Origin of the sequence: Cupriavidus sp. SZY C1 (assembly GCF_032190535.1) — a bacterium.
Lineage (GTDB): Bacteria > Pseudomonadota > Gammaproteobacteria > Burkholderiales > Burkholderiaceae > Cupriavidus > Cupriavidus pauculus_C.
In genome coordinates, this window is record NZ_JAUANU010000009.1 from 196,750 (window position 1) to 219,327 (window position 22,578).

Annotated in this window: 23 protein-coding genes; 14 read left to right on the forward strand and 9 right to left on the reverse strand. The window is 69.2% G+C overall.

Annotated elements, in window-relative coordinates; all coding sequences use genetic code 11:
- Window positions 1-115: 115 nt before the first annotated feature.
- Both QTN24_RS16065 and QTN24_RS16070 read left to right on the forward strand, forming a co-directional pair.
- The gene (locus tag QTN24_RS16065) at window positions 116-1,312 is read left to right on the forward strand and encodes an amino acid aminotransferase (RefSeq protein ID WP_124684786.1); all 1,197 of its coding nucleotides are present in this window, start codon (window positions 116-118) and stop codon (window positions 1,310-1,312) included.
- Window positions 1,313-1,544: 232 nt separating this feature from the next.
- Window positions 1,545-2,792, forward strand: coding sequence for a polyhydroxyalkanoate depolymerase (locus QTN24_RS16070; RefSeq protein ID WP_124684787.1), 1,248 nt, complete (start codon window positions 1,545-1,547; stop codon window positions 2,790-2,792).
- A gap of 87 nt (window positions 2,793-2,879) precedes the next feature.
- Here QTN24_RS16070 and QTN24_RS16075 read toward each other — a convergent pair whose 3' ends face one another.
- Complete coding sequence (locus tag QTN24_RS16075) at window positions 2,880-3,515, reverse strand: TetR family transcriptional regulator (RefSeq protein ID WP_124684788.1); 636 nt, start codon at window positions 3,513-3,515, stop codon at window positions 2,880-2,882.
- 201 nt (window positions 3,516-3,716) lie between these two features.
- On the opposite strand from QTN24_RS16075, the gene rsxB reads away from it, so the two are divergent.
- Entirely contained in the window at window positions 3,717-4,541 is an 825-nt protein-coding gene (rsxB, locus tag QTN24_RS16080; RefSeq protein WP_313838195.1) for an electron transport complex subunit RsxB, read from the forward strand.
- Window positions 4,541-5,185, forward strand: a complete 645-nt coding sequence (gene nth / locus QTN24_RS16085) for an endonuclease III (RefSeq protein WP_124684790.1) — start codon at window positions 4,541-4,543, stop codon at window positions 5,183-5,185. Before rsxB ends, nth begins: the two co-directional genes overlap by 1 nt.
- On the opposite strand, the gene QTN24_RS16090 is transcribed toward nth, so the two are convergent.
- Window positions 5,182-5,802 carry a TetR/AcrR family transcriptional regulator gene (locus tag QTN24_RS16090; RefSeq protein WP_124684791.1) on the reverse strand — a complete coding sequence of 207 codons (621 nt, stop codon included), beginning with the start codon at window positions 5,800-5,802 and terminating at the stop codon, window positions 5,182-5,184. The two genes, nth and QTN24_RS16090, sit on opposite strands and share 4 nt — an antisense overlap.
- Before the next feature lie 75 nt (window positions 5,803-5,877).
- Between QTN24_RS16090 and QTN24_RS16095 the strand changes: the two genes are divergently transcribed.
- Genes QTN24_RS16095 through QTN24_RS16105 form a run of 3 tightly spaced genes read left to right on the forward strand, consistent with a single transcriptional unit; the run spans window position 5,878 to window position 9,135 of the window.
- On the forward strand, window positions 5,878-7,404 hold the full coding sequence (locus tag QTN24_RS16095; RefSeq protein WP_313838197.1) for an NAD(P)/FAD-dependent oxidoreductase: 1,527 nt from the start codon (window positions 5,878-5,880) through the stop codon (window positions 7,402-7,404).
- A gap of 5 nt (window positions 7,405-7,409) precedes the next feature.
- Window positions 7,410-8,378 (forward strand): alpha/beta fold hydrolase, encoded by a 969-nt coding sequence (locus QTN24_RS16100; RefSeq protein WP_313838222.1) that lies wholly within the window; start codon window positions 7,410-7,412, stop codon window positions 8,376-8,378.
- Between the two features lie 31 nt (window positions 8,379-8,409).
- On the forward strand, window positions 8,410-9,135 hold the full coding sequence (locus tag QTN24_RS16105) for a Coq4 family protein (protein WP_313838199.1): 726 nt from the start codon (window positions 8,410-8,412) through the stop codon (window positions 9,133-9,135).
- Between the two features lie 73 nt (window positions 9,136-9,208).
- On the opposite strand, the gene QTN24_RS16110 is transcribed toward QTN24_RS16105, so the two are convergent.
- Together QTN24_RS16110 and QTN24_RS16115 are read right to left on the reverse strand one after the other, a co-directional pair.
- Window positions 9,209-9,796, reverse strand: a complete 588-nt coding sequence (locus QTN24_RS16110; RefSeq protein WP_124684794.1) for a malonic semialdehyde reductase — start codon at window positions 9,794-9,796, stop codon at window positions 9,209-9,211.
- Window positions 9,797-9,883: 87 nt separating this feature from the next.
- Entirely contained in the window at window positions 9,884-10,822 is a 939-nt protein-coding gene (locus tag QTN24_RS16115; RefSeq protein WP_313838202.1) for a DMT family transporter, read from the reverse strand.
- A 91-nt stretch (window positions 10,823-10,913) separates the two neighbouring features.
- Here QTN24_RS16115 and QTN24_RS16120 point away from each other — a divergent pair, with 91 nt between their 5' ends.
- Entirely contained in the window at window positions 10,914-11,345 is a 432-nt protein-coding gene (locus QTN24_RS16120) for a DUF1841 family protein (protein ID WP_124684796.1), read from the forward strand.
- A 144-nt stretch (window positions 11,346-11,489) separates the two neighbouring features.
- Window positions 11,490-12,800, forward strand: a complete 1,311-nt coding sequence (locus tag QTN24_RS16125) for a phospholipase A (protein WP_409559038.1) — start codon at window positions 11,490-11,492, stop codon at window positions 12,798-12,800.
- Here the strand turns inward: QTN24_RS16125 and QTN24_RS16130 are convergent, their stop codons facing one another.
- Both QTN24_RS16130 and grpE read right to left on the reverse strand, forming a co-directional pair.
- Window positions 12,801-13,235 (reverse strand): thioredoxin family protein, encoded by a 435-nt coding sequence (locus QTN24_RS16130; RefSeq protein ID WP_124684798.1) that lies wholly within the window; start codon window positions 13,233-13,235, stop codon window positions 12,801-12,803.
- A gap of 79 nt (window positions 13,236-13,314) precedes the next feature.
- Window positions 13,315-13,875 carry a nucleotide exchange factor GrpE gene (gene grpE / locus QTN24_RS16135; RefSeq protein ID WP_124684799.1) on the reverse strand — a complete coding sequence of 187 codons (561 nt, stop codon included), beginning with the start codon at window positions 13,873-13,875 and terminating at the stop codon, window positions 13,315-13,317.
- A 292-nt stretch (window positions 13,876-14,167) separates the two neighbouring features.
- Between grpE and QTN24_RS16140 the strand changes: the two genes are divergently transcribed.
- Window positions 14,168-14,323, forward strand: coding sequence for a hypothetical protein (locus QTN24_RS16140; RefSeq protein ID WP_172966083.1), 156 nt, complete (start codon window positions 14,168-14,170; stop codon window positions 14,321-14,323).
- Window positions 14,324-14,390: 67 nt separating this feature from the next.
- On the opposite strand, the gene QTN24_RS16145 is transcribed toward QTN24_RS16140, so the two are convergent.
- The 3 genes from QTN24_RS16145 to hrcA form a co-directional block, all read right to left on the reverse strand.
- Complete coding sequence (locus tag QTN24_RS16145) at window positions 14,391-14,786, reverse strand: RNA-binding S4 domain-containing protein (RefSeq protein ID WP_124684800.1); 396 nt, start codon at window positions 14,784-14,786, stop codon at window positions 14,391-14,393.
- Between the two features lie 22 nt (window positions 14,787-14,808).
- Window positions 14,809-15,924, reverse strand: coding sequence for a ferrochelatase (hemH, locus tag QTN24_RS16150; protein ID WP_313838209.1), 1,116 nt, complete (start codon window positions 15,922-15,924; stop codon window positions 14,809-14,811).
- A 113-nt stretch (window positions 15,925-16,037) separates the two neighbouring features.
- A complete protein-coding gene (hrcA, locus tag QTN24_RS16155) occupies window positions 16,038-17,090 on the reverse strand; it encodes a heat-inducible transcriptional repressor HrcA (RefSeq protein WP_124684802.1) in 1,053 nt (350 codons plus the stop codon).
- Between the two features lie 99 nt (window positions 17,091-17,189).
- Between hrcA and QTN24_RS16160 the strand changes: the two genes are divergently transcribed.
- The 4 genes from QTN24_RS16160 to mprA all read left to right on the forward strand — a co-directional run bounded on the left by QTN24_RS16160 (window position 17,190) and on the right by mprA (window position 22,167).
- Complete coding sequence (locus QTN24_RS16160; protein ID WP_124684803.1) at window positions 17,190-18,107, forward strand: NAD kinase; 918 nt, start codon at window positions 17,190-17,192, stop codon at window positions 18,105-18,107.
- A 42-nt stretch (window positions 18,108-18,149) separates the two neighbouring features.
- A complete protein-coding gene (recN, locus tag QTN24_RS16165) occupies window positions 18,150-19,898 on the forward strand; it encodes a DNA repair protein RecN (RefSeq protein WP_313838212.1) in 1,749 nt (582 codons plus the stop codon).
- Between the two features lie 40 nt (window positions 19,899-19,938).
- Window positions 19,939-20,415, forward strand: a complete 477-nt coding sequence (locus tag QTN24_RS16170) for a hypothetical protein (protein ID WP_313838213.1) — start codon at window positions 19,939-19,941, stop codon at window positions 20,413-20,415.
- Window positions 20,416-20,538: 123 nt separating this feature from the next.
- On the forward strand, window positions 20,539-22,167 hold the full coding sequence (mprA, locus tag QTN24_RS16175) for an MprA protease, GlyGly-CTERM protein-sorting domain-containing form (RefSeq protein WP_313838214.1): 1,629 nt from the start codon (window positions 20,539-20,541) through the stop codon (window positions 22,165-22,167).
- Window positions 22,168-22,578: the final 411 nt, after the last annotated feature.

The following is a 22,578-nucleotide window of genomic DNA, read 5'->3' on the forward strand; positions in this document are numbered from 1 at the left end:
TGTCAGGTTTTGTCAGGAGAGGCAGTCATGCGGGAGCCAGTCGCCGCCGCAGCCAGCGCAGTTCGAAGCATTCTACGCCCTCCGTTTTGTTACAAAGCTGACCACGAGATCCCAAATGAGTTTGTTTTCTGCCGTCGAGATGGCCCCGCGCGACCCGATCCTGGGCCTGAATGAAGCGTTCAACGCCGATACCCGCGCCACCAAGGTGAACCTGGGCGTTGGCGTGTACTTCACCGACGAAGGGAAAATTCCGCTGCTGCGCGCCGTGCAGGAAGCCGAAAAGGCCCGCCTGGCCACCGCCACCCCGCGCGGCTACCTGCCGATCGAGGGCATCGCCGCCTATGACCAGGCCGTGCAGACGCTGCTGTTCGGCAAGGACTCGGCACTGATCGCCGAAGGCCGCGTCGTGACGGCCCAGGCACTTGGCGGCACCGGCGCGCTGAAGATCGGCGCCGACTTCCTGAAGCGCCTGTACCCGGACGCCACGGTCGCCATCAGCGATCCGAGCTGGGAAAACCACCGCGCGCTGTTCGAGTCGGCCGGTTTCCCGGTGGTCAACTATGCCTATTACGACGCCCCGTCGCACGGCCTGAACTTTGCCGGCATGGTGGCATCGCTGAAGTCGTATCCGGCCAACACGGTCGTCGTGCTGCACGCGTGCTGCCACAACCCGACCGGCGTGGACCTGGACGAGGCCCAGTGGAAGCAGGTGGTGGAACTGGTCAAGGAACGCAACCTGATCCCGTTCCTGGACATGGCCTACCAGGGCTTTGCCGACGGCATCGAGCCGGACGGCGCGGCCGTGCGCCTGTTTGCCGACTCCGGCCTGCCGTTCTTCGTGTCCAGCTCGTTCTCGAAGAGCTTCTCGCTGTACGGCGAGCGCGTGGGCGCCCTGTCGATCGTCACCACGGGCAAGGAAGAAGCCCAGCGCGTGATGTCGCAAATCAAGCGCGTGATCCGCACGAACTACTCGAACCCGCCCACGCACGGCGGCACCGTGGTCGCCACCGTGCTGAACAGCCCGGAACTGCGCGCCATGTGGGAGCAGGAACTGGGCGAGATGCGCGACCGCATCAAGCTGATGCGCAACGCGCTGGTGGACAAGCTGGCCGCCAAGGGCGTGCCGGGCGACTTCTCGTTCGTCAAGGCGCAGCGCGGCATGTTCTCGTACTCGGGCCTGACCTCGGACCAGGTGGATCGCCTGCGCAACGAGCACGGCATCTACGCCGTGGGCACGGGCCGCATCTGCGTGGCCGCGCTGAACAGCCGCAACATCGACGCCGTGGTCAACGCCATCGCCGCCGTGTACTAAAAAGCAACACCTGACGCGCGCGTCGGACGCCAAAGGCGACCTGGAGGCCACTCCGGTCGCCTTTTTCTTTCCTGTCAGCCAGTGTCATCCGGAATTAGCGCCAATGTCCTATTGTCTTCGTCGGCTAAAGAAGTAACTTGAAGACATATGCTGCAGAGCACGATCGTTCGATTGCGGGCATAATCGTTGCGCGACAAGCACTCGCGACAAGAAAGGCTAGACAGGTACCGGCATGCTTTACCAACTGCATGAATTCCAGCGCTCGATGCTGAACCCGCTGACCGCGTGGGCCCAGGCGACCGCCAAGACGTTTACAAACCCCCTCAGCCCCCTTTCCCTGCTGCCGGGTGCCCCCCGCATGGCGGCGGGCTACGAGTTGCTGTACCGGCTCGGCAAGGAGTACGAGAAACCTTCCTTCGACATCAAGGCCGTGCGCTCCAACGGGCGCGACATCCCGATCGTCGAGCAGGCCGTGCTGGAAAAGCCCTTCTGCAAGCTGATCCGCTTCAAGCGCTACGCGGACGATTCGGAGACCATCAAGCTGCTCAAGGACGAGCCGGTGGTGCTGGTCTGCGCGCCGCTGTCCGGCCACCATGCCACGCTGCTGCGCGACACCGTGCGCACGCTGCTGCAGGACCACAAGGTCTACGTGACTGACTGGGTCGATGCCCGCATGGTGCCGGTGGAAAACGGCAGCTTCCACCTGTCGGACTACATCTACTACATCCAGGAATTCATCCGCCACATCGGCGCCGAGAACCTGCACGTGATCTCGGTGTGCCAGCCGACGGTGCCGGTGCTGGCGGCCATCTCGCTGATGGCGTCGGCCGGCGAGAAGACGCCGCGCACGATGACGATGATGGGCGGCCCGATCGACGCGCGCAAGAGCCCGACGGCCGTCAATTCGCTGGCGACGAACAAGTCGTACGAGTGGTTCGAGAACAACGTCATCTACACGGTGCCGGCCAACTACCCGGGCCACGGCCGCAAGGTGTACCCGGGCTTCCTGCAGCACGCCGGCTTCGTGGCGATGAACCCGGACCGCCACCTGTCGTCGCACTATGACTATTACCTGAGCCTGGTGGAAGGCGACGCCGACGACGCCGAGGCCCACGTGCGCTTCTACGACGAGTACAACGCCGTGCTGGACATGGCCGCCGAGTACTACCTCGATACGATCCGCGAGGTGTTCCAGGAATTCCGGCTGGCCAATGGCACGTGGGAAATCGACGGCGCGCCGGTGCGCCCGCAGGACATCAAGAGCACCGCGCTGCTGACCATCGAGGGCGAGCTCGACGACATCTCGGGCGCCGGCCAGACCGCCGCGGCGCACGACCTGTGCGCGGGCATTCCGAAGGCCAAGAAGCACCACATCACCGCGCCGAAGTGCGGCCATTACGGGATTTTCTCGGGCCGCCGCTGGCGCGAGAACATCTACCCGGAGCTGCGCGACTTCATCCGCAAGGCCGAGAAGGCCTGACCGGCAGGCCCGGCAAAACAAAAACGCCCGCGACGTGGAAGTCGCGGGCGTTTTCGTTTGCGGCGGCGGGTACCGGTCAGCGGCCGGTCAGCGGTTGGTCAGGTACGACAGCAGCATGTCGGTGTGCAGCTCGGCAAAGCGCGCGTGCTCCTCTTCCGACGCCACGTCGCGCCCGATCACGGCGCTGATCGTGTACCGGTTCGACAGCACGTAGTAGCCCAGCGCCGAAATCGTCAGGTAGAACTGCGGCACGTCGATGTTGTCGCGGAACACGCCCTGGTCCTGGCCGCGCCGGATGATGTCGGCCAGCACGTCCACCACGGGGTTGATGAGCTGATGGAGCTGCGCCGATTTCTTCAGGTGCCGCGCCTCGTGCAGGTTCTCGCTGTTCACCAGCCGGATGAACTCGGGGTGGGCGTAGTACCAGTCCCAGACAAAGCGGGCCAGCGTGCGCACGGCCGCCACGGGGTCCTCGTCGGTGATGTGCAGTTGCTCCTCGGCGGCGCGGAACTCGGCGTACTGTTTTTCCAGCACGGCCAGGAACAGCCCTTCCTTGCTGCCGTAGTAGTAATAGAGCATCCGCTCGTTGGTTTCGGCACGGCGCGCGATCTGGTCGACGCGTGCGCCGGCCAGCCCGCCCTTGGCAAATTCCTCGGTGGCGGCGGCCATGATGCGCCGGCGCGTGCCTTCTGGATCCCGCTTGGTTTTTGGCTCGTTCGACATGAATATCTGATCTGTCAGTTGCGCGGATTATGGCACAGCCCGCCACCTCGTCCGGGCTCCCCTCCCGAATGGGTGACGCGGCATGATCGCCTTTTCTGCACTGCCGCGAAATCGGGGATAATCCTTGCCGCGCACACGCCCGATAGAGGCATGCCCGACGCCACAGTCGTCCCCCCCGAATCCCTTTGCAGTCTTGCTGTCGTGACTCGTTCTTCCCCACCCGCCGCCGGCGCCCCCAGCCTGGCGGACCGCCTTGAAGCCCTGCTGCCGCAGACCCAGTGCACCAAGTGCGGGTTCGACGGCTGCCGCCCGTACGCCGAGGCCATGGCCGTGGGCGAGGCGGCCAGCAACCGCTGTCCGCCCGGCGGCGCCCAGGGCATCGTGCGGCTGTCGGCGCTGCTCGATGCGCCGCCCCAGCCGCTGGACCCCGCGCACGGCGTGGAACAGCCGCGCGCCGTGGCCCGCATCGACGAATCGCGTTGCATCGGCTGCACGCTGTGCATCCAGGCATGCCCGGTCGACGCCATCGTCGGCGCCCCCAAGCAGATGCACACCGTGCTGCCCGACTGGTGCACCGGCTGCGACCTCTGCGTGGCGCCCTGCCCCGTCGACTGCATCGACATGATTCCCGTGACCGGCGCCAGCACCGGCTGGGCCGCGTGGTCGCAGGCCCAGGCCGACGCGGCCCATGCGCGCTACGTCGCACGCAAGGCCCGGCTGGTGCGGGAGCGCGAGGAAAACGACGCGCGGCTGGCCGCCAAGGCCGCCGCCAAGCTCGAAGCGCTGCAGGCCGAAGCCGCCGCCAGCGAAGCCGAGCAGGCCGCCCAGGCGCGCAAGAAGGCGATCATCCAGGCCGCCATCGAACGCGCGCGCCAGAAAGCCGCCGCCGTGCAGCCGCGCAACACCGACAAGGTGTCGCCGGCCGTCCAGGCCCAGATCGACGCTGCCGAAGCCCGTCGCGCCAGGCTTGGCCTGGCTGGCACGCCCGACCGGAACGATACCAGCGATACCGACGATTCCCACTGATGAATCCTGCGAAGCGCCTCGCCATTTTCGAGACCTTGAGGGAGGTCAACCCCAATCCGGAGACGGAGCTCGAATACAGCTCGCCGTTCGAGCTGCTGATCGCGGTGCTGCTGTCCGCGCAGGCCACCGACGTCGGCGTGAACAAGGCCACGCGCAAGCTGTTTCCGGTCGCGCACACGCCGCAGCAGATCCTCGATCTCGGCGAAGCCGGGCTGATCGAGTACATCAAGACCATCGGCCTGTTCAAGACCAAGGCCAGGCACGTGATGGAAACCTGCCGGATCCTCGTGGCGCAGCACGGCGGCAAGGTGCCGCCCGTGCGCGAGGCGCTGGAAGCGCTGCCCGGCGTGGGCCGCAAGACGGCCAATGTGGTGCTGAACGTGGCATTCGGCCAGCCGACCATCGCGGTGGACACACACATCTTCCGCGTGGCCAACCGTACCGGGCTGGCGCCGGGCAAGAACCCCGACGCGGTGGAACAGAAGCTGCTGAAGGTGACGCCGACCGAATTCCTGCACGACGCCCACCACTGGCTGATCCTGCACGGCCGCTACGTCTGCAAGGCGCGCAAGCCCGAGTGCTGGCATTGCGCGATCGAGCCGCTCTGCGAATTCCGGCCCAAGACGCCGGCGCCGAACGTCTAGCGCTGGCCGAGCACCCGCGCCAGTTGCAGCGCGGTCTGCGCGACGGCATCCACGCCGGGCGCATGGCCGTTGCGGATCCAGTACAGCGCCACGTGCACCACGCCGCCCGCCACGCCGGCGGCCAGCATCGGGTCGACCGGCGTGCCCGGCGGCGCCAGCGTGCGGGCCAGCAGCGCGCCAAAATCGCATAGCGAGACGGCCAGCGCCTCGTCGACGAGCTTGCTGACGCCCCGGATCTCCACCAGGAACACACGCGCCGAGCGCGGCTCGCACTGCAGCGCGCCAAAGTACGCGCGCAGCATGGCCAGCGCGCGATGCTCGCCGTCGCCGCCGGCCTCGTCCCCGGCGCGCGCCAGCGTCTGCAGCAGCCGGTGGGTGACCGTTTCATACGACGCCAGCAGCAGCGCCTCGGAGTTGGCGAACGATTCGTAGAAGTAGCGCTCGGTCAGCCCGGCCGCCTCGCACACGGCCTTGACCGTGGCGTTCTGGTAGCCGCGCTCGCCGTAGACCTGCACGGCGGCGGCAATGAGCTGCGCGCGCCGCTGGGCGCGGCGCTCCTCGGCTTCGGCGCCGCGGTAGCGGCGGGCGGGAGAGAGCTCGGTGGTCATGGCGGCCATTATGACATTCCCTATTGTCAGATGGCGTCTGACAACCTATGTTGTCAGAATACCCACTCGCCCCCGGTCCCTGACATGCGCCCTCCCCCGCCCGAAGACGATGTCCTCGACGTGCTGATCGTCGGCGCCGGCCTGTCCGGCATCGGCGCCGCCCGGCAGTTGCAGCAGCGCTGTCCGGACAAGCGTTTCGCCATCCTGGAGGCGCGCGACGCCATCGGCGGCACCTGGGACCTGTTCCGCTACCCGGGCATCCGGTCGGACTCCGACATGTACACGCTCGGCTACCGCTTCAAGCCTTGGCGCGGCGCCAAGGCCATCGCCGACGGCCCGTCGATCCTGGCCTACATCCGCGAGACCGCCGAGGAGACGGGCATTACCCGCCACATCCGCTTCGGGCACAAGGTTGTCGCGGCGGCCTGGCACAGCGCCGAGGCGTGCTGGACCGTCGATGCCGAGCGCACCGCCGACGGCAGCCGCCAGCGCCTGCGCGCCCGCCTGCTCTACGTCTGCGCCGGCTACTACAGCTACGCCGAGGGCCACCGCCCGAGCTTCCCGGACGAGGCCGCCTTCCGTGGCCAGATGGTCCATCCGCAGTTCTGGGACCCGTCGATCGACTATGCCGGCAAGCGCGTGGTCGTGATCGGCAGCGGCGCCACGGCCGTCACGCTGGTGCCGGCGATGGCCGAGACCGCCGCGCACGTGACAATGCTGCAGCGATCGCCGACCTACATCGTCACCCGCCCCGGCGAGGACGCCATCGCCCGCAAGCTGCGCGACGTGCTGCCCGAACGGCTGGCCTACCGCGCCACGCGCTGGAAGAACGTGCTGCTCGGCATGTTTTTCTTCCAGCTCGCGCGGCGCCGCCCGGCCAAGGTCAAGGCGCGGCTGGTGGAGATGGCTGCCGCGCAACTGGCGCCGGGCTTCGACGTCGCCACGCATTTCACGCCGCGCTACAACCCATGGGACCAGCGCGTCTGCCTGGTGCCCGACGGCGACCTGTTCCGCGAACTCCGCAACGGCCGCGCGTCGGTGGTGACAGACCAGATCGAGCGCTTCACGGCCGACGGCATCGTGCTGCAATCGGGCCAGACGCTGCCGGCCGACGTGGTGGTCGTGGCCACCGGCCTGAAGCTGAACATGCTCGGCGACATCGCCCTGACCGTCGATGGCCAGCCGCGCCGCCCGTCGGAATCGCTCGCGTACAAGGGCATGATGCTTGGCAACGTGCCGAACCTGTTGCTGGCGTTCGGCTATACCAATGCGTCGTGGACGCTCAAGGCCGACCTGACCGCCGAGTACGCCTGCCGGCTGCTGCGCTTCATGGACCGCCGCGGCTACCGCATCGCCATGCCCGCGCCCGATCCGACCGTGCAGGCCGTGCCGTTCCTGGATTTCACGTCGGGCTACGTGCAGCGCGCCGCGTCGGTGCTGCCGCGCCAGGGCCACCGCAAGCCGTGGCGCGTGTATCAGAATTACCTGATGGACATGCTGACGATCCGCCATGGCCGCATCGACGACGGCGTGCTGCGCTTTGCCCGCGCGCCGGCCGCCGCCGTGCCGGCCACCGCCCCCAACGACCCACTCGCCGAGGCCCAACCTTGACCCTCCTGCCGACGCTGATCGCCGCCGTGGCCGTGCTGGCCGCCGCGCTGCTGATCCTGCTTGCCCTGCTCTACCTGTTTACGCGCCACACCGTCGGCAAGATCGAGGCCGGGCTGCCGCCCACGGGCCGCTTCGTCGATGTGCCGGGCGCCCGGCTGCATGTCGTCGAACAGGGCCAGGGCCAGCCCGTGCTGCTGGTCCATGGCCTGTCGGGCCAGCTTGCCAACTTCGACTACGGAATGATCGCGCCGCTGGCGCGCGACTTCCGCGTGGTGGCGGTCGATCGGCCCGGCGCCGGCTGGTCCACGCGCGATGCTGGCGCCCCGGCCGACCTGCGCGCCCAGGCCGACACGCTCGCGGCGCTGATCGACCAGCTCGGGCTGCACCAGCCGCTCGTGGTCGGCCATTCGCTCGGCGGCGCCATCGCGCTGGCGCTGGCCGCCTACCACCCCCAGCGCGTGGGCGGCCTGGCGCTGATCGCGCCGCTGACGCACCCGCCCGAGCAGATCTCGCCGGTGTTCAAGGCCATGACGATCCCCAGCCCTGCCCTGCGCAAGCTGATCGCGTGGACGCTGCTGATTCCGATGTCGATCCGCAATCGCGCGCAGGTCATGGACATCGTGTTCGGCCCCGACGCCGTGCCGGCCGACTTTCCCGTGCGCGGCGGCGGCCTGCTGGCGCTGCGGCCGGGCCATTTCCTTGGCGCGTCCGAAGACCTGATCGGCGCCGCGCACAGCCTGCCGCCGCTGGTGGCGCAGTACGCCGACCTGCGCGTGCCGGTGAGCATCCTCTACGGCCGCGACGACCGCATCCTCGACTACCGCAAGAACGGCGAAGCATTTGTCGCCCGGGTGCCCGCCGCACAACTGACGCTGGTGCCGGGCGGGCATATGCTGCCCGTGACGGCCATCGACACCAGCGTGGATTTCGTGCGCACGGCCGCCGCCCGGCTGCGCGAGCCGGCCACCGCCTGACCCATCGCCCTCCCGCCGAAAGGACCCGTCCATGGCTACCTCCACAGGCTCCAACCCGTACCGGCGCGACCTTCCCACCGCGTTCCAGGCCATCCGCAAGCTGCTGGCCGATGGCAACGACACCGAGCAGGTGTTCCGCATCATGCGCGCGCTGAACGGGCCGTCGATGCCGCGCAACTACAGCCGCCTGCTGAGCACGCCCGACGGCCGCCGCATGGCCTACCAGCGCATCGAACTGGCCGAAAAACTATCGGACCCGGCCTATATCGCCAGCTTCGCGCCGGGCACGGTGGGCGCCGCGTACCGTGGCTTCCTGGAAGCCACCGGCTACAGCGCCGACGGACTGGCCAAGGTGTCGAACCTGAACCAGGAGCCGATCGTCGAGGACGCCTACATGTGGTTTGGCCGCCGGACGCGCGACGTGCACGACATCTGGCACGTGCTGACCGGCTACCGTGCCGACGAGAGCCTGGGCGAAGCCGCGCTCGTGGCGTTCAGCTACGCGCAGACCGGCGGCAAGGGCTGGGCTTTCATCGCCATCGCCGCCTCGCTGAAAAGCTGGCGCGTGACGCGCAGCCTGGCCTTTGCGCGGGCCGTGCTGGAAGGCTACCGCCGGGGCCGCAGTGCCGGCTGGCTGCTGGGCGAGGACTACGAGAGGCTGCTGCACGAACCGCTGGACGCGGCCCGCGCGCGGCTGGGCATTGCCGATCCGGTGCGCTACCTGGCCTGCAGCCCCATGCAGGCGTGGACGGCCTGAGCAACCAACCCATCGTCCGTGGACGCAAAAAAGGCGACCCGAGGGTCGCCTTTTTCCATGGCGCGATGGCCGGTCAGACGATGCGGCAGGCTTCGTCGAACGACAGGCGCGGCAGGCGCGGGTGCAGCTTGTCGGCGTCGCCGTAGCCCAGGTTCACCAGGAAGTTGACCGACCACTTGCCGTCCGGGAAGAACGCGGCGTTGACCTTGTCGGCATCGAAACCGGCCATCGGGCCGCAGTCCAGGCCCAGCGCGCGGGCGGCCAGGATGAAGTAGGCGCCTTGCAGCGAGCTGTTCATCAGCGCGTCGCGGGCAATCTTCTCGTCGTTGCCGGCGTACCAGGCGCGGGCGTCGGCATGCGGGAACAGCTTCGGAAGCTGGTCGTGGAACGCGTTGTCGAACGCGATGATGGCCGTCACCGGCGCCGAGCGCGTCTTCTCGACGTTGCCGGCGGACACGCACTCGACCAGGCGGGCCTTCTGCTCGGCCGACTTCACGAACACGATGCGGGCCGGCGAGCCATTGGCGGCCGTCGGGCCGAACTTCATCGCCTCGTAGACCTGCTGCAGCAGGGCATCGTCCACGTGCTTGTCCTGCCACACGTTATGGGTGCGGGCTTCGGTGAACAATTGTGCAATCACGGCCTGATCGACGGGTTTCATTGCGCGGTTTCCGGGTTTTGTGAAGGAAGAAGGCGCGATTGTACCCAAGCAGGGCGTCGCCGTAGACAGCCGGTTTGACGAAGCCGTTCAATTCCGTTCGTCGGCGGACTCCAGCGGCGGCGTAGCACTGGCCCGCCGTGTGAGCCACAGGACACCCAGCACGATCAGCCCGCCGCCCACGGCCTGCGTCGGCCCGATGTGCTCGCCCAGCAGCAGGGCGGCCAGCACCACGGTCACCACGGGCTCCAGCGTCGACAGCATCGACGCCCGCGCCGCGCCCAGCTTCTGCAACCCGGCGAAAAACGTCAGGATGGCCAGCACCGTCGACACCAGCGCAATGGCCACCAGCGCCAGCCAGCCGCCGGCCGTGGCCGGGAACTGGGGCGGCACGCCGGCGCCGCTGCGCAGGATGCCCACCGTCACATAGACCAGCGCGGCCGCCGTGCAGATCACCGTGGTCGTGGCGATGGCATTGACGCCGGCCGTCACCCGCGCGCCGACGACGATGTAGACCGAATAGATCACCGCCGCCGCCACGCCCAGCGCGATGCCGATCGGCTCGCCTTCGCCACCGCCCACCGTCAGCCCCGCGCCGACCGAACACAGCACCAGCGCGATCACGGCCGGCGTGGTCAGCGCCTCCTTCAGGAAGACCGCCGCCAGCAGCGTCACGAACAGCGGATAGAGATAGAGCAGCAGCGCCACGAGGCTGGCCTGGGCATGGTTCAGCGCGGTAAAGAAGCAGTACGACTGCCCGACGTAGCCGATGCCGCCCATCGCCGCCAGCGCCAGCACCCGGCGCCACGGCGGCAGGCGGATCCCGCGCGCGCGCATCACCAGCGCCATCGCCACCGCCGCCACCACGAACCGGACCGCCAGCAGGCCGTAGACATCGGCGCCAGCCGCATACGCAAAGCGGGCGAAGATGGCCATGGCGCCAAAGGCGCTGGCGGACAGCGCGATCAGCAGCACGCCCGCGAGCTTGTCGCGGGCCTGGCCACGGGCGGCGGCGGCAGAGACGGTCATGGTGGCGGCAAGGGATCGAAACCTCGCATTCTACGCACGCGCCGGGCCCGGCCGGCAGCGCCCGGACCGCTGCACTACAATAGCGGCCATCATGTTCAATCCCTCAAGAGAAGAAGTCCGCCGGTTCTTCTGCGAAGCGTGGCAGAAGCGCGTTGCGGGCAGTGTCCTGACGCCGCTGGAGGCGATCGCGGTCGACTGGATCGACCAGCATCCCGAGTACCACGCCCAGCTTGACGACACCGAAGGCGCCCTGGCACGCGACTACACGCCCGAGGCCGGCCAGACCAACCCGTTCCTGCACCTGGCGATGCACCTGTCGATCTCCGAACAGGTGTCGATCGACCAGCCGCCCGGCATCCGCGCCGCCTACGAGGCGCTGAGCCGCCGGCTCGACTCGCCGCACGACGCCCAGCACGAGATCATGGAAGCGCTGGGCCAGATGCTCTGGAACGCACAGCGCACCGGCATGCCGCCCGACGGGCAGGCCTACGTCGACGATATCCAGCGCCGCGCCAAAGGCTGATTTGTCCGACGCACACTGACAAGCGGCGCGGGCGGCGCATGCTAATCTCTGCCGGTTGCCATTCCTTGCCACGCCTGCCCGTCTCGTCGGCGCCACCGGACCCCGCTCCGTGGATGCCGCGCGGCGCCGGCGTGCCGATGTCCCATGTCCTACCCTCTCTCCCCGCGCGCGGGCAGCCGCCGCGCCGCCGCGCTGTTGTCCGCGCTGACCGCCACCGCCGCGCTTGGCGCGCTGGCCATGCCGATGACCGCGCAGGCGGCCGTCTCGCTGCTGCAGCCGCCGCGCCAGATCGACGGCACCCGGCCGCTCACGCTGACGCTGCTGGCCACCGGTGACGAAGACCTGCGCCGCTACGCCGTGCCCGATACGCTCGAAGCCACGGTCTCGGGCGACCTTGCCGCGCCGGTGCGCGTCACGCTGCGGCGCGTTGGCAGCGGCCCGGCCATCCTGAACCTGCGGCGCGGCGAGAACCGCACCATCAGCTACACCGCCGAATGGCCCGCCACGCTGCGCGGCCTGGTGCGGATCGACGTCACCGGCATCGACGCCGCGCCGGTCCTGGTCACGCTGAACCGCGCGCCCGTACCGGGCGAGACCCCGGCCCGGCCGCCCGTGGTGGCGGCGGCACCCGCCGATGGCGCCACCGCGCCAGCCCCGGCGGCCAATCCGGCCACCACGCCGGTCACGCCCATCGTCACCGCCGACGGCGGCGCCCCGCCGCCCGCCCCGGTCGACCTGCGCGACGCCCAGCGGCTGTCGTTCAACGAGCCGATGTACATCATGTTCGGCGGCCACAACGGCGCCAACGCCAAGTTCCAGATCAGCTTCAAGTACCGGATCTTCGAGGGCGAGGACCCCAAGTCGAAGTCGGTGCTGGACAACCTGTACTTCGCCTACACGCAGTTCTCGCTGTGGGACCTGGCCAGCGAATCGCGCCCGTTCAAGGACACGAACTACCGGCCCAGCCTGTACTACTACCTGTCGGACACGGGCGTGAAGAACAGCGCGATCAGCCGGATGTCGATCGCCACCGGCTTCGAGCACGAATCGAACGGCCGCGACGGCGACAACTCGCGCGCCGTCAACACGCTGTTCGTCAAACCGACCATGTATTTCGGGGACCAGACCGACTTCCACTGGCGCGTGGCGCCCAAGCTGTACGCCTACGTGGGCAAGAGCGACAACGAGGACATCGCCCACTACCGGGGCTACATGGACCTGAACATCGCCTACGGCCGGCCCGATTCGTGGGAGGTGGCCGCCACGCTGCGCAAGGGCACGCGCAAGGGCTATGGCAGCGTCGACACGCAGCTCACCTACCCGCTGGCGCGGCTGCTGCCCGGCACGGCCGGCTACCTGATGGCCGGCTTCTTCTACGGCTACGGCGAGAGCCTGCTGTACTACAACCAGAAGACGCCGTGGCAGTTCCGCGTGGGCTACGCGCTGTCGCGCTGATCAGCCCGCCAGCGGCTTGCCCTCGGCCTTGAGCCGGGCATTGGCCACCGCCGCCGCGAACTGGCCGTAGCCGTGCCAGCCCGTGGCGCGGCCCAGCCGCTTGCCGCGGTGGAAGAACATGAACACCGGAATGCCGTGCAGGCCGAAGCGGCGGCCCAGTTCGGGATGGGCGTAGACGTTGGTGTGCAGCCAGCGCAGGTTCAGCACGCGCAGCTTGTCCGGATCGGCCAGGATCGCCTTCTTGGCCATCTCGCAGTTGAAGCAGTCCACGCCCCAGAAGAACACGCAGACCAGGTCGTCGCCAGCGGACGCGATGGCCGGGTCGATGGTGGCCGGATCCACGGCCTGCATGGCCAGCGCGTCGAAGGCGCGGTGGTCCAGGTGCGGGGCGTCGCCCTGGGTGTCTGATGCGGTGTGCGATGCGTTGTCCGCCATGGCGGTATCTCCAGAAACGACGACGCCCGGGCAGCCTTGCGGCCCCCGGGCGTCGTACGAACCATTCACATCGTGCCGGTCAGCGCGGCGCCGAGACGGTCACCAGCGCCGGACGCAGCACGCGGTCGGCAATCGTGTAGCCCCGTTGCAGCACCGACACCACGGTGTTCGGCTCCTGCTCGGACGGCACCATCGAGATGGCCTGGTGGCGGTGCGGATCGAACTTCTCGCCCACCGGATTCACCTCGACGATCTTGCCGCGCTCGAAGGCGGCGGCCAGCTGGCGGGCGGTCAGCTCCACGCCCTCGCGCAGCTTCTTCAGGTCGCCGGTGTTGTCGGCCAGCGCGGCCTGCAGGCTGTCCATGACGGGCACGAGGTTGTCGGCGAAATTCTCGATCGCGAACTTGTGGGCCTTGGCCACTTCGTCCTGCGAGCGGCGGCGGATGTTCTCGCCTTCGGCCGTGGCGCGCAGGAACATGTCGTAGTGCTCCTTGGCCTTGGCTTCCAGCTCTGCCACCTGCTGGGTCAGGCGTGCGATCTCGTCAGCACCGGCGGCCGCAGCCTCGGGCGCCGGCGCAGCCGCGGCGGCATTGGCCGCCTGCTGCGGGTTCTGGTCTGGCGTCAGATTCTGTTCTTCCATGTCGATTCGTATCAAATAGCTAAAACCGCGGCCGCTCAAGGCAACGACGGGGCCACGGGATGGATCGGATGCCAACCGGCAAGTCTAGCCGCAGATGGCGACACGGTTCCACTTTTTCAAGGTGTGCGCGCTCAGGGACCCGGAAATACGCCGTTACAAAGGGGCGTTTCATGACATCGGGTGTTTATTGCTTTGCTGCAACGCAAACACTAAGATTCATAGCAGGAAAAATGACAAAAATAACGGGAGCAAGAAGGTGGATCACATTGGTGCATCTTTGGGACGCTTCACCATGCACAAGTTGCCTGTCGTGACGTTATGCCTGATTGCCGCGCTGTCGGCGATGACGGCCTTCATCTGCCTGTCAGAGGCGGTCGCCCCGCGCGATACCGAATATGGCAGCGGCAAGGCCGTGTTCAAGCACTACATCGTCCAGTACGTCCGCTGACCCCTCTTCATCCGCCAGCCGAGGCCAAGCGCTCCGGCTGGCCCGCCGCGTTTTCTTTCCTGCCTGATCAACTTCTGAAGTCGTCGATGCGGCGCCGGTCGCGCTTGGTCGGCCGGCCCTGCAACTGCGCCGCCGGTTCCGGCTGCAGGCGCCGCCGGTCGGCCTCCTGCTGGCGCCGGGCCTGGCTTTCGGGCGTTTCCGCGTAGGTCGTCTGGGCGATCGGCGCCGATCCGCGCGACGCCGGCACGCCCTTGACCACCACCTCCCAGCGCTGCTCGTGGGCGTCCAGCACCACCGTGTCGCCGGGCTTTACCTCGCGCGAATTCTTGACCGGCTGGCCGTTGACCGTCACCCGCCCGCGCTCCACCGCATCGGCCGCCAGCGAGCGCGTCTTGAAGAACCGCGCGCACCACAGCCACTTGTCGATCCGCATCCGCGCATCGGCGTCGAAATCCACTTGCATCGTGTTCTCCTTCCTGCCGCCGTCAGGCCGCCGCGCCGCGCGTCTGCGCCCGGGTCCGCCGGGCCTCCAGTTCATGTGGATGCGGCAGGTCCAGCGGCCAGCCCTGCAGATGCTGCAACGCGATGTCGGCCAGCCCGGCAATCCACGGCTCCGAATCATTCAGGCACGGAATGAAATGGAAATCCTGCCCGCCGGCCACGCGGAATTCGCTCTGGCCTTCGATGGCGATTTCCTCCAGCGTCTCGATGCAGTCGGCCGGAAAGCCGGGGCAGAACACGTCCACCCGCTGCGTGCCGACCTTGCCCAGTTCCACCAGCGTCGGCGCGGTATAGGGCTGCAGCCATTCGGCCTTGCCGAAACGCGACTGAAACGTCACCTGGTACTGGCCCGGCTGGAGTCCCAGCGCCTCGCCCAACAGCCGGCCCGTCTTCAGGCATTCGCAATGGTAGGGATCGCCCAGGTCCAGCAGCCTGCGCGGCAGGCCGTGGAAGGACAGGATCAGCCGGTCGCCGCGCGCAAAGTCGGGCAGGCCGTGCGCCGCCCAGTATTCCCGCACGCGGGCTGCCAGCGCCGCGATGTAGGCCGGGTGATCGTGAAAATGCTTGACCAGCCGCAGCTCCGGCTGGTTGCGCCAGCCGGCCAGCACGCGGAACAGTTCGTCGAACGCGGTGGCCGTGGTCGTGCCCGAGAACTGCGGATACAGCGGCAGCACCAGCACGCGCTCGGTGCCCTGCCGGCGCAGCGCCTCCATGACCGAGTCGATCGACGGATTGCCGTAGCGCATGGCGCAGGCCACGGTCACGTCGTGGCCAAGCTTGTGCAGCAGCAATTGCAGCGCGTGGGCCTGGCGCTCGGTGTGCACCAGCAGTGGCGACCCCGTCATATGGGCCTCGCGCAGCCAGATCGACTCGTACTTCATGGCCGATGCCCGCGAGCGGAACGGCAGAATCACGCCGTGCAGAATCGGCAGCCACGCCAGCCGCGGGATTTCCACCACGCGCGGGTCGGACAGGAACGCCTTCAGGTAGCGGCCCACCGCCTTGGGCGTGGGGGCGTCGGGGGTGCCGAGGTTGATCAGCAGGATTGCGGTGCGCGGCGGCTGGCCGTGCTGGTATGCCGGTTCAGGCGAAAACGTCATGGAGGTTCCGGGTCGGGTGCCGGGGCGCTGGCAACAAGTCGCATCATACGACGGGGGACGCACGCGGGCGGCCGCGAGGCGCCGCCTCGCAGGGTACAGACCCTGGCGGCGCGTCAGGAGTTCTGGCTCAGGGCGCTGGACAGCAGCCGGGCCGTGATGTCCACGATCGGGATCACCCGTTCGTAGGCCATGCGCGTGGGGCCGATCACGCCGAGCGTGCCGACGATCTGCCCATCCACCTCGTACGGCGCCGTGATCACGGCCATGTCCTCCAGCGGCACGAGCTGGCTTTCGCCGCCGATGAAGATCTGCACGCCCTGCGCGTGGCTGGACACGTCCAGCAGTTGCAGCAGGCTGGTCTTGTGCTCGAAGACGTCGAACAGCCGGCGCAGCTTGTCCATGCTGGACGACAGGTCTTCCACCTCCAGCAGCCGCCGCTCGCCCGAGATGAACACCTGCTCGGTGTTGTCCTCGGCCATGGCGCTGCTGCCGGCTTCCACGGCGGCCTGCATCAGCGACGACATGTCGCGCCGCAGCGCCTGCAGCTCGCCGCGCAGGTGGTCGCGCACCGCGTCGAAGCTCATGCCCGCGTAGTGCGTGTTGAAGAAGTTGGCCGCCTCGATCAACTGGGCCGGCGTGTAGGACAGCTCGGTCTGGATGATGCGGTTCTGGACGTCGCCCTCGGGGCTCACGATGATCAGCAGGATGCGCTTGTCCGACAACCGCATGAATTCCACCTGCCGGAACGCCTGCGCGCGCCGTGGCGTCATCACCACGCCCGCGAACCGCGACAGGTTCGACAGCGTGTGCGCCGCCGCCGTGATCATCCGCTGCGGCCCCAGTTGCTGGCTGGCCATCTGGCCCTGGATCTGGTCCTTGAGCCCGGCCAGCTCGGCGCTGAGCCCGGTCTGGCCCTCCAGCGGCCGCGCCGTCAGCATCGTGTCGACGAACAGCCGGTAGCCGCGCGGCGTGGGGATGCGGCCCGCCGACGTGTGCGGGCTGGCGATGAACCCCATCTCCTCGAGGTCGGACATCACATTGCGAATGGTCGCCGGCGACAGGTCCAGACCCGAGTACTTCGACAGGGTCCGCGAGCCCACCGGCTGCCCTTCGGCGATGTACCGCTCGATCAGGGTCTTGAGAAGGGTTTTCGAACGTTCGTCCATGATGCATCGGATTTTAATCAAAACTGGCCCGTTCGGGCGCCGGCCGCACCGATCCTGCCGATGCTGGCAATGGTCATGCCGGTATGGTCTAATCCCGCCATGTCTGCCCCCTCCAAGCCCAGCGCCACGCGCGCGCCGTTCAAGACCGTCGCCCTGGTGGGCAGGCATTCGACCGCCGGTATCGAAGGCCCGCTGGAGGAACTGGCGTCCTGCATCTCCCGCAACGGCCAGGACGTGGTGTTCGAGCGCGAGACCGCCGCGGCCACCGGCCTGACCGGCTACCCGGTGCTGACGCCCGAGGAAATCGGCCGCGAGGCCGACGTGGCCGTGGTGCTGGGCGGCGACGGCACGCTGCTGGGCCTGGCCCGCCAGCTTGCCGGCCACGACGTGCCGGTGATCGGCGTGAACCACGGCCGGCTGGGCTTCATGACCGACATCCCGCTCGAAGACGTCACCCGCACGCTGCCCGAGATGCTGGCCGGCCGCTACGAGGCCGAGACCCGCATGCTGCTGGAATCGCGCGTGATCCGCGACGATGGGGTAATTTTCTCGGCGTTGGCGTTCAACGACGTGGTCGTCAACCGGTCCGGCATCTCGGGCATGGTCGAACTGGCCGTCTCGGTGGACGGCTACTTCATGTACAACCAGCGGTCCGACGGCCTGATCGTCTCCACGCCCACCGGCTCCACCGCCTACGCGCTGGCCGCGGGCGGACCGATCCTGCATCCCACGCTGTCCGGCCTGGTGCTGGTGCCGATTGCCCCGCACGCGCTGTCCAACCGCCCGATCGTGCTGCCGCACGACGCGGAGGTGACGATCGAGGTGGCCAGCGCGCGCGATGTCAGCGTCAACTTCGACATGCAGTCGCTGGCGTCGCTGCTGCCGGGCGACCGCATCGTGGTGCGCCGCTCGGCCAAGACCGTCAACCTGCTGCACCCGGTGGGCTACAACTACTACGCCACGCTGCGCAAGAAGCTGCACTGGCACGAGTACCCCACCGAAGACAACCGGCTCTGAGCCGCCCGTATCCAACCCCTCCGCCTGACGCCCCGGTCCAAGATGCTGCGCAGCCTGTCCATCCGCGATTTCGTCATCGTCGATACGCTCGACCTCGACTTCACCGGCGGCTTCACCGTCTTCACCGGCGAGACCGGCGCGGGCAAGTCGATCCTGATCGATGCGCTGGCCCTGGTGCTGGGCGAGCGCGCCGATGCCGGCGTGGTCCGTGAAGGCGCGGCCCGGGCCGGCATCAGCGCCACGTTCCACACCCATGCCGCGCTCGACGCCTGGCTGGCCGACCGCGAACTGGCCGGCGACGACGACACCGTGCTGCTGCGCCGGACCGTCGACGCGTCGGGCCGCAGCAAGGCGTTCATCAACGGCGCCGCCGCCACGCTGGCCCAGTTGCGCGAGGTGGGCGACCAGCTCGTCGACATCCACGGCCAGCACGCGCACCAGCAACTGCTGCGCCCGGACGCCCAGCGCCAGCTGTTCGACGCCCACGCCGGGCTGACCGAGCAGGCCGGCGCCGTGGCCGAGGCGTGGCGCGCGTGGCGGGCCTGCGTCAAGCAGCGCGAGGCCGTGGAGCACCAGTCGCGCGAGATGCAGCTCGAACGCGAGCGGCTGGAATGGCAGGTGGGCGAACTCGACAAGCTGGCCCCGCAGCCGGGCGAGTGGGACGAGATCCAGTCCGAATACAACCGGCTGTCGCATGCCGCCGGCCTGATCGACGGCAGCCGCGCCGCGCTGGACGCGCTGTCCGAGGCCGACGGCGCCGTGGCGTCGGTGCTGAACGGCGTGGTGCACCGGCTGCAGCAACTGGCCGATGTCGACCCGGCGCTGCGCGACGTGCTGGCGGCGCTGGAACCGGCGCTGGTGCAGGTCGAGGAAGCCGCGCATTCGCTGAACCGCTACGTCGACCGGCTCGAACTTGATCCCGAGCGGCTGCAGGCCGTGGAGGAACGGATGCAGGCGCTGCACGCCACGGCGCGCAAGTACCGCCTGCCGCCCGAGCAGCTGGCCGACGAACTGCTGGCACGCCGGCAGCAGCTCGACGACCTGCAGGCCGCGCAGGACATCAACAAGGTGCTGGCCCGCGAGGCCGCGTCGCGCGCCGCCTACCTGACGCTGGCCCAGCACCTGTCGGCCGCGCGCAAGGTGGCCGCCGACGCGCTGTCGGCCGCCGTGACCGACGCCATGCAGGGCCTGTCGATGGCCGGCGGGGCGTTCGCCGTGGCGCTGCACCCGCTGGACGAAGGCCAGAGCCACGGGCTCGAACAGGTGGATTTCCTCGTGGCCGGCCATGCCGGCGTGAGCCCGCGCCCGCTGGCGCGCGTGGCGTCCGGCGGCGAACTGGCGCGGATCAGCCTGGCGATCTCGGTGATCACCAGCGAGGCCGCGCCCACGCCGACGCTGATCTTCGACGAGGTCGATACCGGTATCGGCGGCGCGGTGGCCGAGGTGGTGGGCCGCCGGCTGCAGGAACTGGGCCGGTCGCGCCAGGTGCTGTGCGTGACCCACCTGCCCCAGGTGGCCGCGCAGGCCGGCACGCACCTGCTGGTCAGCAAGGAAAGCAAGGCCGACAAGTCGGGCGCCGTGACGCGGTCCCGCATCCGCGTGCTCGACGCCGAGGGCCGCGTCAGCGAGACGGCGCGGATGCTCGGCGGCGCCACGGTGACTGCCACAACCATGCAACATGCCGAGGAGATGCTGGCCCAGGGGCTGGCCCACGGCGCCCGCACGGCGGCCCAGGCCGCCAATGCGCCGCGCGACGGCGGCGGCCGCAAGCCGCGCCGCGCGGCGGGCTGACGCCATGCCACGGCGATCCGGAAACAGGAGTTTGAAACCGATGACACATGGCAAGCTGCCATTGCCCCGCCCCCACTGCCTGCGCCGCCTGCAGCCGCTGCACCCGGGCGTGCGCCGCGCCGCCGCCACTGTGCTGGCCGCGGTGACGCTGACCGCGCTGAGCGCGGTGTCCGGCTGCGCGTCGGAGTCGAAATCGTTCGCGCCGCCGCGCGGCAGCATCACCGACGACCGCGCCATCGGCGACATCCTCGTCCAGTTCGCGCCGCCCGAGGTGACGGTGTCCGAGGATGCCGGCAAGCTGCTGGCCGCCATCCCCGGTCCGGTGCGCTACGTGGTCAAGCGGCCGATGTCGGGCGGCACGTGGCTGGTCACCGCCATCACGGCATCGGCCGACGTGACGCTGGACCAGGCCGTGGCAACGCTGCAGGCCGCGCCGCGCGTGACCTCAGCCACGCCGGACCGCCTGCTGCGGCCCCATCGCGACCGCCCGGTCAGCCGGGACATGCCCAAGCCGTAGACGGCGGGCTGACCTGACCGGAGGCACCAACCCGAGACATTGAGCGCCGAAAGATCGCCCAGACGAAGTCCGATTCACCGTTCGCCGTAGCAACCGCATCACCAGAACTCCACAGGAGCAGAGATGCCGCGCCCCCAGATGAATCCCCGCCACCGGTCCCGGCTGCCCGCGCTGCTGGCCGTCGTCGGCTCGTTGCTGAGCCTGGCCCCCGCCGCGCAGGCGGACACCACGCCCACCGCGCGCCCGGCGCCGGTCTACACCGGCAACTACATCGTGCGCTGGCGCGACGGCGGCCAGTCGCTCGATACCGACGCCAGCGCCACGCGCATGAAGCGGGTGGCGTCGAACACGGGCCTGTCGCTGTCGGTCAAGCGGCCGATGGCCGGCACCATGGACCTCGTCACGGTCAAGGACAGCCGCGGCGAGACGCCCGACGCCGTGGCAAAACGGCTGCGCGACGACCCGCGCGTGGCCGACGCCGTGCCCGACCGCTGGCTGCGGCTGCACGACACGGTGCCCAACGACACTGAATTTGCCAACCAGGTCTATATGAATGCGCCCGCCACCGTGGTCGGCGGCGCCAACCTGCCGCGCGCGTGGGACCGCTCGCGCGGCAGCACCGGCATCGTGATCGCCGTGGTCGACACGGGCTACCTGCCGCACCCTGACCTGGCGCCCCGGCTTGTGGCCGGCTACGACTTCATCTCGACGACCACGGTTTCAGCCGATGGCGACGGCCGCGACAGCGATCCGACCGATCCGGGCGACTACGTGCCGGCCGGCACGACCTGCCCCGACGGCAGCGGCGCCACCAACAGCACCTGGCATGGCACGCGCGTGGCGAGCGTGCTGGGCGCGGCGACCAACAACGTGTCGGGCATCGCCGGCGTCGACTGGAGCGCGCGGATCCAGCCGGTGCGCGTATCGGGCCGCTGCGGCGCGCTGCTGTCGGACACCGTCGAAGGCATGCGCTGGGCCGGCGGCCTGGCCGTGCCGGGCGTGCCGAACAACGCCACGCCAGCGCGCGTGGTCAACGTCAGCCTGGGCGGCGGCACCTGCTCGACCATCGAGCAGCAGGCCGTCAACGACCTGAACGCGGCGGGCGTGATCGTCGTGGCCGCGGCCGGCAACTCGGCCGGCGCGGTCGAGGCCCCGGCCGACTGCTCAGGCGTGATCGCCGTAACGGCCCACGCCAACGACGGCGAGAACGCCAGCTTTGCCAACGTGGGCCCGCAGGTGGCGCTGAGCGCGCCGGGCGGCGGCTGCGGCAACTCGAAGGTCATCGTCAACAACAACGTGGCCACCGGCTGCACGGGCGGCCAGTCATTCATCCGCACGCTGACCAACGCGGGCGCCGCCAGCCCCACCACCTACGGCATCGTCGGCTCGCAGGGCACCAGCTTTGCCGCGCCGATGGTATCGGGCGTGGTGTCGCTGATGCTGTCGCTCAACCCGGCGCTGTCGCCGGCGCAGGTCACGCAGGTGCTCAAGGCCACGGCTCGACCGCATCCGGCCGGCACCTATTGCACGGCGAGCGGCAACACGGGCAAGTGCGGCGCCGGCCTGCTCGACGCCGACCAGGCACTGGCGGCGGCACCGAACCCGGCCACCGCCGGCGCAGCCCCCGGATCGACCGGGTCGTCGGCCGCCGACAGCGGCGGTGACGGCGGCGGCGGCGCATTCGCGCCGTGGAGCGCGGTGCTGCTGCTGGGGATTGGCTTGGCGGGATTTGTGACGCGGCGGCGGGGGTAGTCTAGGGGGCTGCGGCGTGAACACGTCGCGGCTCGACGGCTGGCCCTCACCCCCAACCCCTCTCCCGCAAGCGGGAGAGGGGAGCAAGACCGTGGGATCGGGCAAGCACCGGTCAAGCGGTAGGGGGAGCAAGACCGTGGGGTCGGGCAAGCTACCGGTCAAGCGGCAGGGGGGAGCAAGACCGTGGGATCGGGCAATTCCTCAAGTACAGATTGTTGTCTCCCCTCTCCCGCATCGCGGGAGAGGGGCCGGGGGGGGGGGGCGGCGCCGCACCCCCCGCCCCCCAAAAAAACCCCCCCCCCCCCCCCCCCCCCCCCCCCCCCCCCCCCCCCCACCCCCCCCCCCCCCCCCCCCCCCCCCCCCCCCCCCCCCCCCCCCCCCCCCCCCCCCCCCCCCCCCCCCCCCCCCCCC

Coding starts and splice junctions, on each gene's coding strand:
- QTN24_RS16125 (WP_409559038.1), top strand. CDS start 11,490: ATGTCCTACCCTCTCTCCCCGCGCGCGGGCAGCCGCCGCGCCGCCGCG.
- recN (WP_313838212.1), top strand. CDS start 18,150: ATGCTGCGCAGCCTGTCCATCCGCGATTTCGTCATCGTCGATACGCTC.
- QTN24_RS16140 (WP_172966083.1), top strand. CDS start 14,168: ATGCACAAGTTGCCTGTCGTGACGTTATGCCTGATTGCCGCGCTGTCG.
- QTN24_RS16145 (WP_124684800.1), bottom strand. CDS start 14,786: ATGCAAGTGGATTTCGACGCCGATGCGCGGATGCGGATCGACAAGTGG.
- QTN24_RS16120 (WP_124684796.1), top strand. CDS start 10,914: ATGTTCAATCCCTCAAGAGAAGAAGTCCGCCGGTTCTTCTGCGAAGCG.
- QTN24_RS16075 (WP_124684788.1), bottom strand. CDS start 3,515: ATGTCGAACGAGCCAAAAACCAAGCGGGATCCAGAAGGCACGCGCCGG.
- nth (WP_124684790.1), top strand. CDS start 4,541: ATGAATCCTGCGAAGCGCCTCGCCATTTTCGAGACCTTGAGGGAGGTC.
- QTN24_RS16160 (WP_124684803.1), top strand. CDS start 17,190: ATGTCTGCCCCCTCCAAGCCCAGCGCCACGCGCGCGCCGTTCAAGACC.
- QTN24_RS16105 (WP_313838199.1), top strand. CDS start 8,410: ATGGCTACCTCCACAGGCTCCAACCCGTACCGGCGCGACCTTCCCACC.
- hrcA (WP_124684802.1), bottom strand. CDS start 17,090: ATGGACGAACGTTCGAAAACCCTTCTCAAGACCCTGATCGAGCGGTAC.
- QTN24_RS16065 (WP_124684786.1), top strand. CDS start 116: ATGAGTTTGTTTTCTGCCGTCGAGATGGCCCCGCGCGACCCGATCCTG.
- mprA (WP_313838214.1), top strand. CDS start 20,539: ATGCCGCGCCCCCAGATGAATCCCCGCCACCGGTCCCGGCTGCCCGCG.
- QTN24_RS16110 (WP_124684794.1), bottom strand. CDS start 9,796: ATGAAACCCGTCGATCAGGCCGTGATTGCACAATTGTTCACCGAAGCC.
- QTN24_RS16115 (WP_313838202.1), bottom strand. CDS start 10,822: ATGACCGTCTCTGCCGCCGCCGCCCGTGGCCAGGCCCGCGACAAGCTC.
- grpE (WP_124684799.1), bottom strand. CDS start 13,875: ATGGAAGAACAGAATCTGACGCCAGACCAGAACCCGCAGCAGGCGGCC.
- QTN24_RS16070 (WP_124684787.1), top strand. CDS start 1,545: ATGCTTTACCAACTGCATGAATTCCAGCGCTCGATGCTGAACCCGCTG.
- hemH (WP_313838209.1), bottom strand. CDS start 15,924: ATGACGTTTTCGCCTGAACCGGCATACCAGCACGGCCAGCCGCCGCGC.
- QTN24_RS16090 (WP_124684791.1), bottom strand. CDS start 5,802: ATGGCCGCCATGACCACCGAGCTCTCTCCCGCCCGCCGCTACCGCGGC.
- QTN24_RS16130 (WP_124684798.1), bottom strand. CDS start 13,235: ATGGCGGACAACGCATCGCACACCGCATCAGACACCCAGGGCGACGCC.
- QTN24_RS16170 (WP_313838213.1), top strand. CDS start 19,939: ATGACACATGGCAAGCTGCCATTGCCCCGCCCCCACTGCCTGCGCCGC.
- QTN24_RS16095 (WP_313838197.1), top strand. CDS start 5,878: ATGCGCCCTCCCCCGCCCGAAGACGATGTCCTCGACGTGCTGATCGTC.